Raw genomic sequence first — 14,518 nt, 5'->3', positions numbered from 1 at the left:
CGCGACTTGCAGACAGGCGCATGGATCATGCAAGGATCCGTGAATCACCTCTAAGACTCTCCTTCTATGAAGAGATATACAGCCAACGGCGTGCCTCTCGCTGTTCCACTTCTACTTCCACACCGAAGAAGGCTGTCAGTACAGAGGAAGTCAGGACCTCCTCTGTTCCTCCTGCAGCGAATACGCTCCCTTGCTTCAAGAGCAAGGTGTGGTCGAAGCAAGGCAGAATCTCTTCAATATGGTGGGTAACATAGATGATTGTTGGTGCGTCCGGCTGAGCCGCTACCCCGGCAATCATCCCTAGCAGCTGCTCTCTAGCGAACAAGTCAAGACCCGTGCAAGGCTCGTCCAGAATGAGCAAGCGTGGCTGTGCCATGAGTGCCCTCGCGATGAGAATACGCTGCTTCTCCCCTTGCGACAAGGTGCCGTACTCCCGCTCCATGAGCTCTTCGCAGCCTAGCCTGTGCATTAAGGAGATGGCCTGCACTTCATCTTGACTAGATAAGCTCTCATATATACCGATGCTGGCGAACTTGCCGCTGATGACGACCCGAAGCGCCGTCTCACTCCCGTGCAGCATCTCCTGCATAGAAGTGCTTACCCAGCCAATGCGTTTGCGCAGTTCCCTGAGGTCATATTCACCGAACCGCTTGCCGAGTACGGTCATCTGACCTTCGGTAGGCCAGATATACCCGTTCACCATATTCAGAAGGGTTGTCTTCCCAGAGCCGTTGAGGCCGAGCAAGCACCAGTGCTCTCCCTCCTTCACCGTCCAGTCAATATGTGCAAGAATATCGTGTTGTTCCTGTCGTAAGCTTATATTTTCAGCATGAATAATCAATGGGGAAGCTCTCCTCTCCTGAATGGACGAATTTCGGTCCACTTTCCATTGGAACGGCAATGCTTTACACTAATACATAGACAAGCTAACAAGGCTGGAGTGATATGAATGCAACCGCAGAATATGAAGGCATGGGCACATTTTTTCCTAACGTATAAGTTCGCCTTGGATGAAGTCGAGACGAAGCTGAACATTCTGAATGAAGAATTCCACTTCCTCCATGACTATAACCCCATTGAACATGTGAAGACACGCATCAAGTCGCCTGAGAGTGTCCTTGCGAAGCTTCAGCGCAAGGGGCTGGACATGACGATGGAGCATGCCAAGTCGCATATTCGCGATATCGCGGGAATCCGGGTCATCTGCTCCTTCTCCACAGATATCTATGCCATCTATGATATGATCTCTTCGCATGACGACGTCCGTGTCGTTGAAGTGAAGGATTATGTGAAGCACCCTAAGCCTAACGGCTATCAGAGCCTTCATCTCATCGCTGAGATTCCGGTCTTCCTCACGGACCGTATAGAGAGTGTGCTCGTTGAGATTCAGATTCGTACTATTGCCATGGACTTCTGGGCTAGCTTGGAGCACAAGATCTATTACAAGTTCAACGAGAGCGTTCCCTCCCACATTAGCCAGCAGTTGAAGGAGACGGCTGATATCATCTCCTCACTCGATGCCAGGATGCTGACGCTGAATGAAGAGGTCAAGAATCATAAGCTGATCTCCACGTAGTGGACAGGACGAGATCAGAATAAGGACAGCAGGCGTGCCCCTCAGGGCACCCTGTTGTCCTTATTCGCATCCTCATCGTCTTCGTCCGGCTCACTGCGCATACGCAAGAACTTGTAGCCATTCATAACAACCGTCTTCATAATCGCGTAGAACGGCACGGCTAGCAGCAGCCCGACAATACCGAGAAGACTTCCTGCAACAAGTAGAAGGATGATAATGGTGAGCGGATGGATATCCATCTGCTTGCCCATAATCTGAGGCGAGATGAGATTGCCCTCCAGCTGCTGAGAGATGACAATGACAATCAGCACGTAGAGCACCATCATCGGAGAGTCCGTTAGTGCAATGAGTATAGCAGGCACAGCTGCAATGAAGGCACCCAGATAGGGGATGACATTCGTCAGCATAGCCGTCAGGGCCAGCAGGAACGCATAGTCTATTCCAATAATAAGATAGCCGATGAACAGCATGACACCCACACATAAGGCTACCAGCAGCTGTCCGCGTATGTAGGTAGAGATGGTCGTATCAATCTCGGCGAGCATCGTGCGGCCATGCTTGCGCTTCGCTAGAGGCAGCACCCAGAGCATCCCGCTTGAGATCTTGTCGCTGTCCTTCAATAGATAGAACAGGATGAGCGGGATGGTCACGAGCAGCACAACCAGGTTCGCGATCAGATTAATGAGATATTGCAGGTTCGTTCCTACTACATTCAGGAATTGCATCGCATATTGCGAGAATCGAGCCGTAATCTGATTCAGATCAAGGTCGAGCGAGCTTAAGAATTGGTTAAGCCACTTATCCTCTACAATCTCCTTGCTCCCATCCGTCACGGATTCGATGAAGGTTGGAAGACTCTCGAGCAGCTCCGTGAACTGCCGCTGAATGACAGGCGCTACGAACAGCACCAGCAAGGTAATCATGCAGCCTGCTGCTAGGAAGACGATGAGTATAGCAACTACTCTCGGGACCCTTCGCTCCGTAAGGTCATTAACCATCGGGCGCATGAGGTAGAAGAGTACTCCAGATATGAGGATAGGAGCGAACATGGTCTGGAACAGAACTTGGAGCGGATAGAAGATGAAGTTAATCTTGACGCCTACCCAGATGATGAGGAAGACGAGCAGCACACCATATCCGATTCGAAAAAAACGAGATTGAGGCATTATCCACCGCCCTATACAAGAATTAGCCCGGTTATAAACAAATCGTTCGGTCAGGCTTACTCGACATTATAAGCGATACGGTTATATGATACAATTCGGGATAGGCCATCATTATATAACAATCTAGTTGGGGGTATTCGATCGTGAATCTAGCAATCGGAATTGACATCGGTGGTACCAAAATAGCAGCAGGCATCATAGATGAGAAAGGGACCATCCTAGCGAGCAGCTCACTGCATACGGACTTGACTCAACCTCCTGCGGACATGGTCTCACAGACCGCTCAAGAGATTAAGCAGTTGATTCTAAAAAACGGTATCGATTACACGAAAATTGCAGGCATCGGCATAGGAGCGCCTGGTCCGCTTGATCCTAGAGGCGGCAAGCTGACTTGTCCTCCAAATCTGAAGAGCTGGTGGGACTTCCCGGTTGTACAGCAATTCAGCAACCACTTCACCAATCTGCCGATTCGGATGGAGAATGATGCTACGGCTGCCGCTCTAGCTGAGAAGTGGATTGGCGCCGCTAAGGATTCCGACCACTTCGTGTTCATTACAATTAGTACTGGCATTGGCGCGGGCATCTACCTGCATGGCAAGCTGCTGACTGGATCTACAGGCAACGCAGGAGACGTCGGCCACATGGTCGTAGACCCTTCCGCTGGCACTTGTCTATGTGGACAAGCAGGCTGCTGGGAATGGATTGCCTCGGGGACAGCGATTACCCGTCAAGCATCCGCCCTGTACGGCAGACCCGTCACCTCGAAGGAAGCGTTCGAGCTTGCTGCAGGCGGCGATCCAGAGATGGCTGCACTAGTCGACAAGGTGTTCCGATACATAGGAATGGGCTGCGTCTCCCTCATCAATACGCTCGATCCGGACACCATCGTCATCGGAGGCGGTGTGTCTCAGGTAGGCGAGCCTCTATTCGACGCCGTCCGCCGGTATATCAGCGAGCATGCGCTTAATCCATCGGGCAAGCGAACGGCTGTTGTTCCTGCTGCTCTGCTTCAGAATGCGGGGCTCATCGGGGCGGCTGCACTCGTTCATCAGGGCGATTAGCCTGGCCTCTCTATTCCTGCTAGCAAGGTACGAAGACCAAGCCGCACACTCACATTAAGATCCAGCGCAATACCGAAGCCGCCTCCCTGCTCCAGGGAGGCGAATCCGTGAAGAAGGCTTCTAATTGCTCGAACGATATGAATAGCCATCTCACTGTCCAAGTGATAAGGCTCTAGACAGCCAACAACGAGCTGGACAATCTCTTCTCCATATCCGCTTAACCTCGAGTCGCTTAAGTCCTTCGAACGTAGAATCATCTCATATAGTCCGGGATGATCCCGGACGAATTGGATGTAACCCATGCCTAAGGCTAGAATTGCCTCCTCCCCCACGTTGTCTCCCTTAGCTTCCCTTAATCTTCTTAGGAATTCAATCAAGCTGTACACGGCAACATGAACTCTAAGCTCAGGCAGCCCGCCCACATGGTTATATAGGGAAGGGGAACGAACGCCAAGCTCCTGGGCTACAGAAGCTAACGTTAACTCATCGTAGCCATCCTGATCTGCTCTATTGGCCGCAGCCTTCACGATAATGGTAAGGTCAAGCCCTGCTCTAGGAGACAATGGAATTCACTCCACGCCTCAGCAGACTGCGTTCTGCTCTCGTAATGGCTGTGATTAATGCATACTGAGGCGCGCGTACAAGCTCTCCATGACCAACTGCTAGCAGCGAAGGCCTCAGCTCAAGCAGCTGCTTGGCGCTTGAGATAGCGGAAGCTGCATCCCAGGTAGCCATCGCTGGGAAGGGGAACAGGGGCTGCATATGTCCGGATACCGCGATCCCCCCTCTGGTCTGGAATGCATCGCCAGCCATTAAGTGACCTGTCCGTGAGTGATAGAAGGACATCGACCCCGGTGTATGTCCAGGGGAAGGCACAGTGAGCAGACTACCGATATTCTCACCGCCTTGGAGCAGTACATCAGGTCTTGTGCTCAGCTTCTTCGGAACGGAGCCCTTAATCTTGCCCTGAGACTCACCCTCATCTAATGACAGATCACCTTGAAGCAGTCGATTATCTCTTGCCGACAGATACACTTGAGCTTGTGGCAGCAGCTGCTTCAGTCGATCCAAGGAGCCGACATGATCATCATGGGCATGTGTTAAGACTATTCGAGTAATGGGCTTGCCGATCGCGCCAGCTGCAGCAACAATTCCCTTCCAGCTGTAAGGAAGCGCGGCGTCAATTAAGGTTAGCTCCTTCTCCTCCTCAATCAGATAGCAATTAACCGGGAATAGCCTTGGCATGAAGGTCAATTGATACAATGAACCCTCTTGAATCGTTCTCATCCTATATCCCTCCACATTAACTAATATCATTAGTTTTAGTATAACTAATGCCATTAGTTTATGCAAGATGAGCCTCTCAATAAAAAAAAAATAGCCAGCCTTAGGCAATTGCCTTCGACTGACCATAGGATGAACTTTTACCGCTTACTTATAGGCTGGAAGCCAGTCACCATGCGCTTCAATCAATTCGTCGCACATCGCTACGATATCATCCATAGATATTTCAGCTGCCGTATGAGGATCGAGCATCGCTGCATGGTAGATATGCTCTCGCTTCTTCGTAATGGCAGCTTCAATCGTGAGCAGCTGAGTATTAATATTCGTACGATTCAGCGCCGCGAGCTGCGGAGGCAGGTCACCTACATACGTTGGCGTTACGCCGCTGCGATCGACGAGACAAGGAACTTCAACGACCGCTTCGCGCGGGAGGTTCGTAATGAGGCCAGTATTCATCACGTTGCCGCCGATCTTGAACGGCACGTTCGTCTCAATCGCTTCGAAGATGTAGGAAGCATACTCATGCGAACGCTCATGGGTTAGATTCTGATCATTCACGAGCTCCTCACGCATCTGTGCCCAACGCTCGATCTGCTCCACGCAGCGGCGCGGATATTCGTCCAGCGGGATGTTGAAGCGATCAACCAGCTCAGGGTAGTTGCGCTTGATGAAGTACGGATGATATTCCGCATTATGCTCGGAGGATTCCGTAATATAATGGCCGAACTTCAGCATCATCTCATAGCGGACCATGTCCCAATGCTTCTCCTTCTGCTTCTCCGCAGCAAGCCGCTTAATCTCTGGATACAAGTCCTCTCCATCTCTCGTCACTTCAAGCAGCCAAGCCATATGGTTGATGCCCGCAATCTTCGACTTCACACCAGTCTGATCAATACCGAGGCTGTCGAACAGACCTGGAATACAGGCTTGCACACTATGGCACAGCCCCACCGTCTCTACGCCGCCGTACGTATTCATCACATTGGTCAACACGGCCATCGGATTCGTATAATTCAGGAACAAGGCATCTGGACATACCTCGCGAATATCGGCTGCGAAGTCGAGCATAACAGGTATGGTACGCAGATTTCTGAAAATACCGCCGATCCCAACCGTATCGGCAATCGTCTGACGAAGGCCATACTTCTTCGGAATCTCGAAGTCTGTAATGGTACACGGATCGTAGCCGCCAACTTGAATGGCGTTCACGACGAACTTCGCCCCGCGCAGCGCTTCCTTACGGTCACTGTAAGCTCTCACCGTGCAAGTGCTGCCCGACGTTTCCTTTATATTGCGAAGCATATTCTCTGAATCCTGAAGCCGCTCTTGATTAATATCGAACAGAGCCAGCTCATACCCTTGAAGCGCTGGCGTGAGCATACAATCACCGAGTACATTTTTAGCGAATACCGTGCTTCCCGCACCTAGAAACGTAATTTTAGACATGGTTAGTCTCCTTTTTTAGGAAGATATGTGCTTACCCTCACTATAATTAAATACGCAGATTTCGAGTATGGAAAAAAGCAGAAAGAGTATGGACATTTGTAGTTTCAAAAGTTAATCTAGCAGTAGACGACCAGGGAGGGATTGCTCTGATTAACAGCACCCCGTACAACAACTGCAATAGTATTGCGACTAACTCTGCCCCTTCACACGGGGAATTAACGGCTCTATTCAGCGGTGACGCGAATCCTTACCCCGAACATCAGATCGGCCCTACTATTCATGACTATATTCTCATTCATACCGTGTTCGCCGGGGAAGGCTATTATGAGCTTGCTGGTAAGCGGTATACATGTAGCGCCGGTGATACATTTGTTATTTTCCCAGGAGCCTTGATCACGTATATTGCTGACCCGATTAACCCTTGGCAATATGCCTGGGCAGGCATAGGCGGACATGCGGCTCTATCCGTACTAGCAGCCTTAGGCATCACCCAGGAGCAGCCCATTGTTCATTCTCCGCGCTATCGCAAGCTCAAGGTTCTATATGCAAGATTACGGCAATCCCTAATGACGTATACCCATCCCGCACTAGCCAATCTTGAATCTTCAGGCATCTTGAGACTGCTGCTACATGAGCTTGGACAGGCTAATGCTCAGCACATCGCGCAAGGCTCTGCTCCCCTCTCCGATATTGAGAGGCAGGTGGATCAGGCCATTCGCTGGATGTCGCTGCAGTTCTATCAGGCAATCTCGGTAGAGCATATGGCGAAGTCGTTGGGCTATCATCGAACCCACTTGTCCAAGATGTTCAAGCGCAAGACCGGCAAGTCCCCCATGCAGTATCTGCTTGCTATTCGCATGGAGAAGGCGCAGGAGCTCCTGCTGTCCACTTCCTTGACGATTGACGAGATTGCTTCCTCCGTCGGCTACCAGGATTCTCTATACTTCTCCAAGCAGTTCCGGCAATGGTGCGGACTATCGCCTACCGGCTATCGCAAATTCAAGCTAGAGGAGCTGCAGCATGGATAGATTGACGTTGTTCGATTCACACCTGCTTGATGAAGACTACTGGCCTAAGGTGGATGCGTACTACTTCAAGCAATGGAATGGATACAAGATGACCTGCCATACCCATGAGGGAATGGAGATCATGTATGTCATCTCCGGCACCTGCCGAGTAGATATTGAGCAGCAGGGGAGCAGCAACAGCGTCATTCTCAGCAAGGGGGACTTCATCCTGCTGAATGCTGGAACGCCGCACCGGCTCATGATGGAGGATGAGGTGTCATGCCGCATGCTGAATGTGGAATTCCGCTGGAGGAAGCTCGATAGTCTGCTGCCTTCAATTCGCGTCCTGGCTGCAGAGCAGTCTTCAGTGAGCTCCCTTCTCTCCACTCCCGCTTCCTATGTTGTGCTCCATGATGCGGACGAAGTGTACCAAGCGATGAAGAGTCTGGTGCTCGAGCTTGATTGCAGAGAGCAGCACGGGGGAATGATGGCAGAGCTGCTCCTCTCTCAGCTTCTCATTCGTATAGGCAGATTGCAGGGGGCGACAGCAGCCAGCGGTATGCAGCAATCGAACTACTATGTCCAGCAGACCATCTCCTATCTGCATCAGAACTACGATCGGGATATTCAAGTGAAGGATATTGCCGCTGCCGTCAACCTTCATCCAGGTTATCTGCACCGAATATTCAAGCAGCACACCGAATTGACGATTACAGCCTACTTAACCTCCCTTCGTATCGAGAAGGCGAAGATGCTGCTGCTCCAGACTGACATACCGGTGACCGAGATCTATGATTATGTGGGTGTTGCAAGCAGACAATACTTCCATATGCTGTTCAAGAAGCACACCGCCCTAACTCCGGTTCAATACCGCCATTCCGTCAATACGCATAGATGGATTGGTGATGTGAGTAGTGAGGATAGTTGACAGACGAATTGCAAATGAGTAACGATATTGATAACGCTTCCTCACGAGTGCTTGTTACAATAAGAGCATATAAGACTCTACTGCAAGACAGCCAGGTGTATGGTTCGGGGCGCCCTTGCAAGCGGGAGTCATCCTGAAGGAGGAAGTAATCATGTCATTCAAAGTTACGTTCATTGGAGCTGGAAGCATTGGATTCACGCGAGGATTACTGAAGGATCTGCTGGCAGTGCCAGAATTCAGCAATATTGAGGTCGCCTTCACCGATATTAACCAGCATAATCTGGATATGGTAACCCAGCTGTGCCAGCGGGACATTACAGAGAACGGGTTGTCCATACAGATTCAGGCGACCACCGACCGCAGAGAAGCCCTTAAGGATGCCAAGTATGTGCTGTGCACGATTCGAGTTGGTGGGCTTGAAGCTTTTGCAACGGATGTGGATATTCCCTTGAAGTACGGCGTAGACCAATGTGTTGGCGATACCCTCTGTGCAGGCGGAATTATGTACGGTCAACGAGGCATTGCGGAGATGCTCAGCATCTGCAAGGATATCCGGGAGAATGCCGACCCGAATGTGCTGCTCCTGAATTATGCGAATCCGATGGCGATGCTCACTTGGGCTTGCAACAAGTACGGTGGTGTTCGGACAATTGGCCTGTGTCATGGTGTTCAGCATGGACACCATCAGATTGCTGAAGTGTACGGCTTGAAGCAGGACGAGGTTGACATTATATGTGCTGGTATTAATCATCAGACATGGTATGTACAGATTCGTCACCAAGGCAAGGATCTGACCGGCGGCCTGCTTGAAGCATTCGAGAATCACCCTGATTATGCCAGAACGGAGAAGGTGCGGATCGATATGCTTCGCCGCTTCGGGTACTACAGCACGGAATCCAATGGACACTTAAGTGAATACCTGCCTTGGTATCGCAAGCGCGCCGACGAGATTAAGGATTGGATTGATATGGGCAGTTGGATTAACGGAGAGACCGGCGGTTACTTAAGAGTATGCACCGAAGGGCGTAACTGGTTCGAGACGGACTTCCCGAACTGGATGAAGGACACCCCACTCTCCTATACAGCAGAGGAACGCGGCCATGAACACGGCTCTTATATTATTGAAGGACTGGAGACAGGACGTGTCTACCGCGGACACTTCAATGTCGTCAACAATGGCATTATCTCCAATCTCCCTGATGATGCCATTATAGAGGCGCCTGGCTATGTCGACGGCAACGGAATATCCATGCCGCGTGTAGGTGAGCTCCCTCTAGGCCCAGCCGCCGTATGCAACGTCAGTATCTCCGTACAGCGCCTTGCTGTAGAAGCAGCTGTTCACGGGGATGTTCGATTGCTCCGCCAAGCCTTCATGATGGATCCCCTCGTTGGAGCTGTCTGCAACCCGAAGGAGATCTGGCAGATGGTAGATGAGATGCTTGTGGCAGGAGAGGCCTGGCTGCCGCAATACACCGATGCTATTGAGCAGGCGAAGAAGCGGCTGGCAGCTGGCAACCTCATTCCGACGCGGATTAATGAAGGAGCAGCGAGACTTAAGGTGAAGACGGTTGATGAGATGCAGCAGGACCGCGAAGCAGCCAATAAGCTGGCGGGTGCCTCTGACAAGGGAACAGACCGCGCGGCTGTAGTAGTGGAGCAGTAGTGAATTAGGGTATTGGGGAGGGAGCTGTCGTTAGATAGGACGGCTCTCTTATTTTTATCAATTATACGAATAGCCTCAGGAACTCCTCTATCAGTCTCGTCATTCCACCCAGTCTACCAGATGAGGATTCTCATCAAGAATGGAGTTGTACTGCTCCTTCCAGCCATACTTAGCTTCAGGATCGAGCTGGCTGTAGCGCTTGAACTTCTCCGCTCGGTGCTCCGGATGCGCCCAGCCTAGATGCCTTAATCGCAGAGCGGACAGCTGATGATGAAGCTCGAATATATTCTGAGGATATCGACCGCAATGTTGGGGAGTCTCCTTCCACGTATAGGTGAAGCCTGGCTTATATCGGAGCAGGAACGGTCGATAGTGCAGATGCGCCCTCCAGATGGAATCCTCCCGATACTGTTGCTCATTCCAGAAGTCATACAGCCGGAAGCAATAGAGGTCTACCTCTTGTTGATTCAACAGTACGGGCAGCTCGGTGTGGAACGCAGCTTCGAACATCTCATCCGCATCCAGGTTAAGAATCCACTCCGGCTCTGTCGCTATGGTCTCCTCCCACTGCTGCCGTCTCAGCTCCACTTCATTGCTGAACTTGGACTCCGAATTACGGATGAGCTTGAGCGGAATACCTTGAAGCAGGGTACGGCATAGCTCAGCTGTATCATCCGTGCTTGCATCGTCGATAATAACCGCTTCATCAATGTACTTGCGATGCTCATGAAGTACCCTAGCCAGATACCTGCCGCTCTCATTGCGAACGATCATAGTCAAGGTTAGCTTCGCTCTCTTGCCATTCTGCTTCATATAGTCCATTGCAGCGGGAAGCTCAGAATCCCGGTAGATGTGATAGGCAGGATAATGTGTGTCTACGAAGAGAGGGATGCCCAAGGCTGCAGCTCTTATGCAGAAGTGCCGATCCTCCCCCCAGAATGACAGATTCGGAATCTCGCCATAATGCACACCAGCAACTAGCGCCTCTCTACTCATTAAGGTACAAGCTCCTAGCCCTCCCACCTCATACACGCCCGGTGTTCGCATCCTCAACAAGAATTGTTCGAATCGCTCCTGAACCTCCGTGTCGCTTAGCTTCTCACCTCTTCCCACTTCCCATTGCTTATACTCATCCTTCATCCATACCTGCGGCTGCGGTCTTGCATCTGGTTGCCACTTCGTCCAGAATATCTCGGAGATGATAGGCTTATTGAGGGAGATCAGATGTTGTAAGGTCGGGGGACGAAGGAGCAGGTCGGAGTCGATTAAGAACAAGTAGTCATAGCAGAGGCTGATGGCTTCTTGGATGATTCTGTTCTTCATAGAGGCGACTTGCCAGATTAATTGTTCATTCCAGCAATGGGCCGCTTCTGTTCGAATGTAGATGGATCGGTAGTCAGACTTCCATACGGTCGTATGAGCGGGGAGGAACTGGCTTAGCAGGTCGGAGCTGGCTTCCTCCACGTTGTCGTCAATGAACAAATAATCTACGTGCAAGGATTGGCAGGTTAACCTCTCAAGCGACTGAAGAAATAAACGAAGGATGTCTGCCTTCTGATGAACGGGACTTGCAATCAGCACCCGATTCGTGCATTCAGACATAAGGAGCACCTCACTATGATAGACGGATAATCGTCAAGGCTGCTCCTGCACTATTGCTAAGCAGGGTAACGGCCGCAATTAATCCAAATAACTGCAAAGTAATCGTCGATCCCGCAGCAAGCGTGACAATGACGTCATTATTGTAGGAAGAGAGCGACAGCACGGGGTCAACCGTAGAGGCTAGATTGGGAGTGCCGTTAATAACCAGCCGCGAGCTGGCAAGTACAGCTGCGGTTGTATTGATCTGGTACGTCATGTAATAACGGCCTGCGTTAGCAACGGTGAACGTATCGTTCGCTCCATTAATCGTAATCCCGGTCCCGATATTCTGAGCGTTCGGAAGCGGAACATTCGTGCCGCCAAGAATAACAGCTATTATTCCACCACTCGTGTTGCTTGCAAATGCGGAGGTTTCGGTTAAGCTAACGCCGGTCACTCCTGTCTCGCCGGTTGCTCCTGTTGCACCAGTGGCACCGGTTACTCCGGTCGCTCCTGTTGCGCCTGTTGCGCCAGTCACTCCTGTTGTGCCTGTTGCGCCCGTCGTTCCCGTCAATCCTGTTACACCGGTGACACCCGTCGCTCCTGTTACACCAGTGGCACCGGTTACTCCTGTCTCACCTGTTGCTCCAGTCACTCCTGTCACACCAGTGACTCCCGTCGTTCCTGTTACACCGGTGACACCTGTTGCTCCTGTCTCACCTGTTGCTCCAGTCACTCCTGTCACACCAGTGACTCCCGTCGTTCCTGTTACACCGGTGACACCTGTTGCTCCTGTCTCACCTGTTGCTCCAGTCACTCCTGTCACACCAGTGACACCCGTCGCTCCTGTTACACCAGTGGCACCGGTTACTCCTGTCTCACCTGTCGCTCCAGTAGCACCAGTCACTCCTGTCACACCGGTGACACCCGTCGTTCCTGTTACACCGGTGACACCTGTTGCTCCTGTCTCACCTGTTGCTCCAGTCACTCCTGTCACACCGGTGACTCCCGTCGCTCCTGTTACACCAGTGGCACCTGTTGCTCCTGTCTCACCTGTTGCTCCAGTCACTCCTGTCACACCAGTGACTCCCGTCGCTCCTGTTACACCAGTGGCACCGGTTACTCCTGTCTCACCTGTTGCTCCAGTCACTCCTGTCACACCAGTGACTCCCGTCGTTCCTGTTACACCAGTGGCACCGGTTACTCCTGTCTCACCTGTCGCTCCAGTAGCACCAGTCACTCCTGTTGCACCGGTGGCGGCGGTTGCTCCTGTCTCACCTGTTGCTCCAGTCACTCCTGTCACACCAGTGACACCCGTCGTTCCTGTTACACCATTGGCACCGGTTGCTCCAGTAGCCCCAGTCAATCCAGTTGCTCCAGTTGCTCCAGTCACTCCTGTCACACCGGTGACACCAGTCGCTCCTGTTACACCAGTGGCACCGGTTACTCCTGTCTCACCTGTTGCTCCAGTCACTCCTGTCACACCGGTGACTCCCGTCGTTCCTGTTACACCGGTGGCACCGGTTACTCCTGTCTCACCTGTCGCTCCAGTAGCACCAGTCACTCCTGTTGCACCGGTGACACCCGTCGCTCCTGTTACACCAGTAACCCCGGTTACTCCTGTCTCACCTGTCGCTCCAGTCACTCCTGTCGCACCGGTGACACCCGTCGCGCCTGTTGCTCCTGTCTCACCTGTTGCTCCAGTCACTCCTGTCACACCACTGACACCCGTCGTTCCTGTTACACCAGTGGCACCGGTTACTCCTGTCTCACCTGTCGCTCCAGTAGCACCAGTCACTCCTGTTGCACCGGTGACACCCGTCGCTCCTGTTACACCAGTAACCCCGGTTACTCCTGTCTCACCTGTCGCTCCAGTCACTCCTGTCACACCGGTGACACCCATCGCTCCTGTTACACCAGTGGCACCTGTTACTCCTGTCTCACCTGTTGCTCCAGTCACTCCTGTCACACCAGTGACACCCGTCGTTCCTGTTACACCTGTTGCACCTGTTGCGCCCGTCGTTCCCGTCAATCCTGTTGCTCCAGTCACTCCTGTCACACCGGTTACACCCGTCGCGCCTGTTACACCAGTACCCCCGGTTACTCCTGTCTCACCTGTTGCTCCAGTCACTCCTGTCACACCAGTGACTCCCGTCGCTCCTGTTACACCAGTGCCCCCGGTTGCTCCTGTCTCCCCTGTTGCACCTGACGCACCGGTAGCGCCAGTCACTCCTGTCACTCCAGTTACTCCGGTAGCACCCGTCGTTCCCGTAGTGCCTGTTACACCGGAAGCGCCTGTCGCTCCAGTCAATCCAATATCCCCCGTAACCCCAGTCGCACCGGTTACTCCCGTTACCCCAGCTACACCTGCAACTCCTGCCAATCCAGTCATTCCAGTTGCACCTGTCGCACCAGTTGCACCTGCACCGCTCGCTCCCGTCGCTCCCGTAGCTCCAGTCGCCCCGGTCGAACCAGTTACCCCTGTGTCTCCAGCACCTGGTCCTGTCGGTCCAACTGCGCCAGTAGCCCCCGTTACCCCCATTACGCCAGCTGCACCGGTGGCACCAGTGGCTCCAGTCCCACCGGTCGCTCCAGCTTGACCTTGCAATCCTCCCACACCAGTCTCTCCCTGTGCTCCCGTTGCGCCTACAGCCCCCTGCGCTCCAGTTACACCTGTTGCTCCCCTTCCCCCCTGGGGCCCCGCAGGTCCCGTGCTCCCAGCTTCACCCCGCATACCAGTTGGACCCGTTGCTCCTCTGGCTCCTCTCCCAGCGGTATGCCTGCAGCCGCAGCCGCAATAACGATC

12 protein-coding genes are annotated in these 14,518 nt (G+C 52.5%); 5 read left to right on the top strand and 7 right to left on the bottom strand.

What is annotated here, in order from left to right; all coding sequences use genetic code 11:
- Nucleotides 1-64: 64 nt before the first annotated feature.
- Nucleotides 65-841, bottom strand: a complete 777-nt coding sequence (locus ACFO9Q_RS11480; protein WP_379181974.1) for an ABC transporter ATP-binding protein — start codon at nt 839-841, stop codon at nt 65-67.
- Between the two features lie 108 nt (nt 842-949).
- Here ACFO9Q_RS11480 and ACFO9Q_RS11475 point away from each other — a divergent pair, with 108 nt between their 5' ends.
- Nucleotides 950-1,576 (top strand): GTP pyrophosphokinase, encoded by a 627-nt coding sequence (locus ACFO9Q_RS11475; RefSeq protein ID WP_379181972.1) that lies wholly within the window; start codon nt 950-952, stop codon nt 1,574-1,576.
- Nucleotides 1,577-1,617: 41 nt separating this feature from the next.
- Here ACFO9Q_RS11475 and ACFO9Q_RS11470 read toward each other — a convergent pair whose 3' ends face one another.
- The gene (locus tag ACFO9Q_RS11470; RefSeq protein ID WP_379181970.1) at nt 1,618-2,742 is read right to left on the bottom strand and encodes an AI-2E family transporter; all 1,125 of its coding nucleotides are present in this window, start codon (nt 2,740-2,742) and stop codon (nt 1,618-1,620) included.
- Nucleotides 2,743-2,885: 143 nt separating this feature from the next.
- Here ACFO9Q_RS11470 and ACFO9Q_RS11465 point away from each other — a divergent pair, with 143 nt between their 5' ends.
- On the top strand, nt 2,886-3,803 hold the full coding sequence (locus tag ACFO9Q_RS11465; protein ID WP_379181968.1) for an ROK family protein: 918 nt from the start codon (nt 2,886-2,888) through the stop codon (nt 3,801-3,803).
- Here the strand turns inward: ACFO9Q_RS11465 and ACFO9Q_RS11460 are convergent.
- From ACFO9Q_RS11460 to ACFO9Q_RS11450, 3 genes are all read right to left on the bottom strand, one after another.
- Entirely contained in the window at nt 3,800-4,366 is a 567-nt protein-coding gene (locus ACFO9Q_RS11460) for a TetR-like C-terminal domain-containing protein (protein WP_379181966.1), read from the bottom strand. The genes ACFO9Q_RS11465 and ACFO9Q_RS11460 overlap by 4 nt on opposite strands.
- Nucleotides 4,356-5,090 carry an MBL fold metallo-hydrolase gene (locus tag ACFO9Q_RS11455; protein WP_379181964.1) on the bottom strand — a complete coding sequence of 245 codons (735 nt, stop codon included), beginning with the start codon at nt 5,088-5,090 and terminating at the stop codon, nt 4,356-4,358. Before ACFO9Q_RS11455 ends, ACFO9Q_RS11460 begins: the two co-directional genes overlap by 11 nt.
- 144 nt (nt 5,091-5,234) lie before the next feature.
- Nucleotides 5,235-6,533: an alpha-glucosidase/alpha-galactosidase gene (locus tag ACFO9Q_RS11450; protein WP_379181962.1), complete on the bottom strand. Its 1,299-nt coding sequence runs from the start codon at nt 6,531-6,533 to the stop codon at nt 5,235-5,237.
- Between the two features lie 50 nt (nt 6,534-6,583).
- Here ACFO9Q_RS11450 and ACFO9Q_RS11445 point away from each other — a divergent pair, with 50 nt between their 5' ends.
- From ACFO9Q_RS11445 to ACFO9Q_RS11435, 3 genes are all read left to right on the top strand, one after another.
- Nucleotides 6,584-7,561 carry a helix-turn-helix domain-containing protein gene (locus ACFO9Q_RS11445; protein ID WP_379182743.1) on the top strand — a complete coding sequence of 326 codons (978 nt, stop codon included), beginning with the start codon at nt 6,584-6,586 and terminating at the stop codon, nt 7,559-7,561.
- Nucleotides 7,554-8,468, top strand: coding sequence for an AraC family transcriptional regulator (locus ACFO9Q_RS11440; RefSeq protein ID WP_379181960.1), 915 nt, complete (start codon nt 7,554-7,556; stop codon nt 8,466-8,468). The genes ACFO9Q_RS11445 and ACFO9Q_RS11440 overlap by 8 nt, the downstream gene beginning before the upstream one ends.
- Nucleotides 8,469-8,619: 151 nt before the next feature.
- Nucleotides 8,620-10,131: an alpha-glucosidase/alpha-galactosidase gene (locus tag ACFO9Q_RS11435; RefSeq protein ID WP_379181958.1), complete on the top strand. Its 1,512-nt coding sequence runs from the start codon at nt 8,620-8,622 to the stop codon at nt 10,129-10,131.
- 99 nt (nt 10,132-10,230) lie between these two features.
- Here the strand turns inward: ACFO9Q_RS11435 and ACFO9Q_RS11430 are convergent, their stop codons facing one another.
- Nucleotides 10,231-11,733: a glycosyltransferase family 2 protein gene (locus ACFO9Q_RS11430; protein WP_379181956.1), complete on the bottom strand. Its 1,503-nt coding sequence runs from the start codon at nt 11,731-11,733 to the stop codon at nt 10,231-10,233.
- A gap of 13 nt (nt 11,734-11,746) precedes the next feature.
- Entirely contained in the window at nt 11,747-14,104 is a 2,358-nt protein-coding gene (locus tag ACFO9Q_RS11425; protein ID WP_417621572.1) for a BclA C-terminal domain-containing protein, read from the bottom strand.
- Nucleotides 14,105-14,518: the final 414 nt, after the last annotated feature.

The sequence above is a fragment of the Paenibacillus sp. GCM10023252 genome, from assembly GCF_042653305.1.
Lineage (GTDB): Bacteria > Bacillota > Bacilli > Paenibacillales > Paenibacillaceae > Pristimantibacillus.
Note: the sequence above shows the minus strand (reverse complement) of the source record. Positions and strands in the feature narration are given on the sequence as shown.

Excerpts from the sequence above, each read along its gene's own strand:
- ACFO9Q_RS11450 (WP_379181962.1), bottom strand. The coding sequence starts at position 6,533 with ATGTCTAAAATTACGTTTCTAGGTGCGGGAAGCACGGTATTCGCTAAA.
- ACFO9Q_RS11435 (WP_379181958.1), top strand. The coding sequence starts at position 8,620 with ATGTCATTCAAAGTTACGTTCATTGGAGCTGGAAGCATTGGATTCACG.
- ACFO9Q_RS11455 (WP_379181964.1), bottom strand. The coding sequence starts at position 5,090 with ATGAGAACGATTCAAGAGGGTTCATTGTATCAATTGACCTTCATGCCA.
- ACFO9Q_RS11440 (WP_379181960.1), top strand. The coding sequence starts at position 7,554 with ATGGATAGATTGACGTTGTTCGATTCACACCTGCTTGATGAAGACTAC.
- ACFO9Q_RS11470 (WP_379181970.1), bottom strand. The coding sequence starts at position 2,742 with ATGCCTCAATCTCGTTTTTTTCGAATCGGATATGGTGTGCTGCTCGTC.
- ACFO9Q_RS11475 (WP_379181972.1), top strand. The coding sequence starts at position 950 with ATGCAACCGCAGAATATGAAGGCATGGGCACATTTTTTCCTAACGTAT.
- ACFO9Q_RS11425 (WP_417621572.1), bottom strand. The coding sequence starts at position 14,104 with ATGACTGGATTGGCAGGAGTTGCAGGTGTAGCTGGGGTAACGGGAGTA.
- ACFO9Q_RS11430 (WP_379181956.1), bottom strand. The coding sequence starts at position 11,733 with ATGTCTGAATGCACGAATCGGGTGCTGATTGCAAGTCCCGTTCATCAG.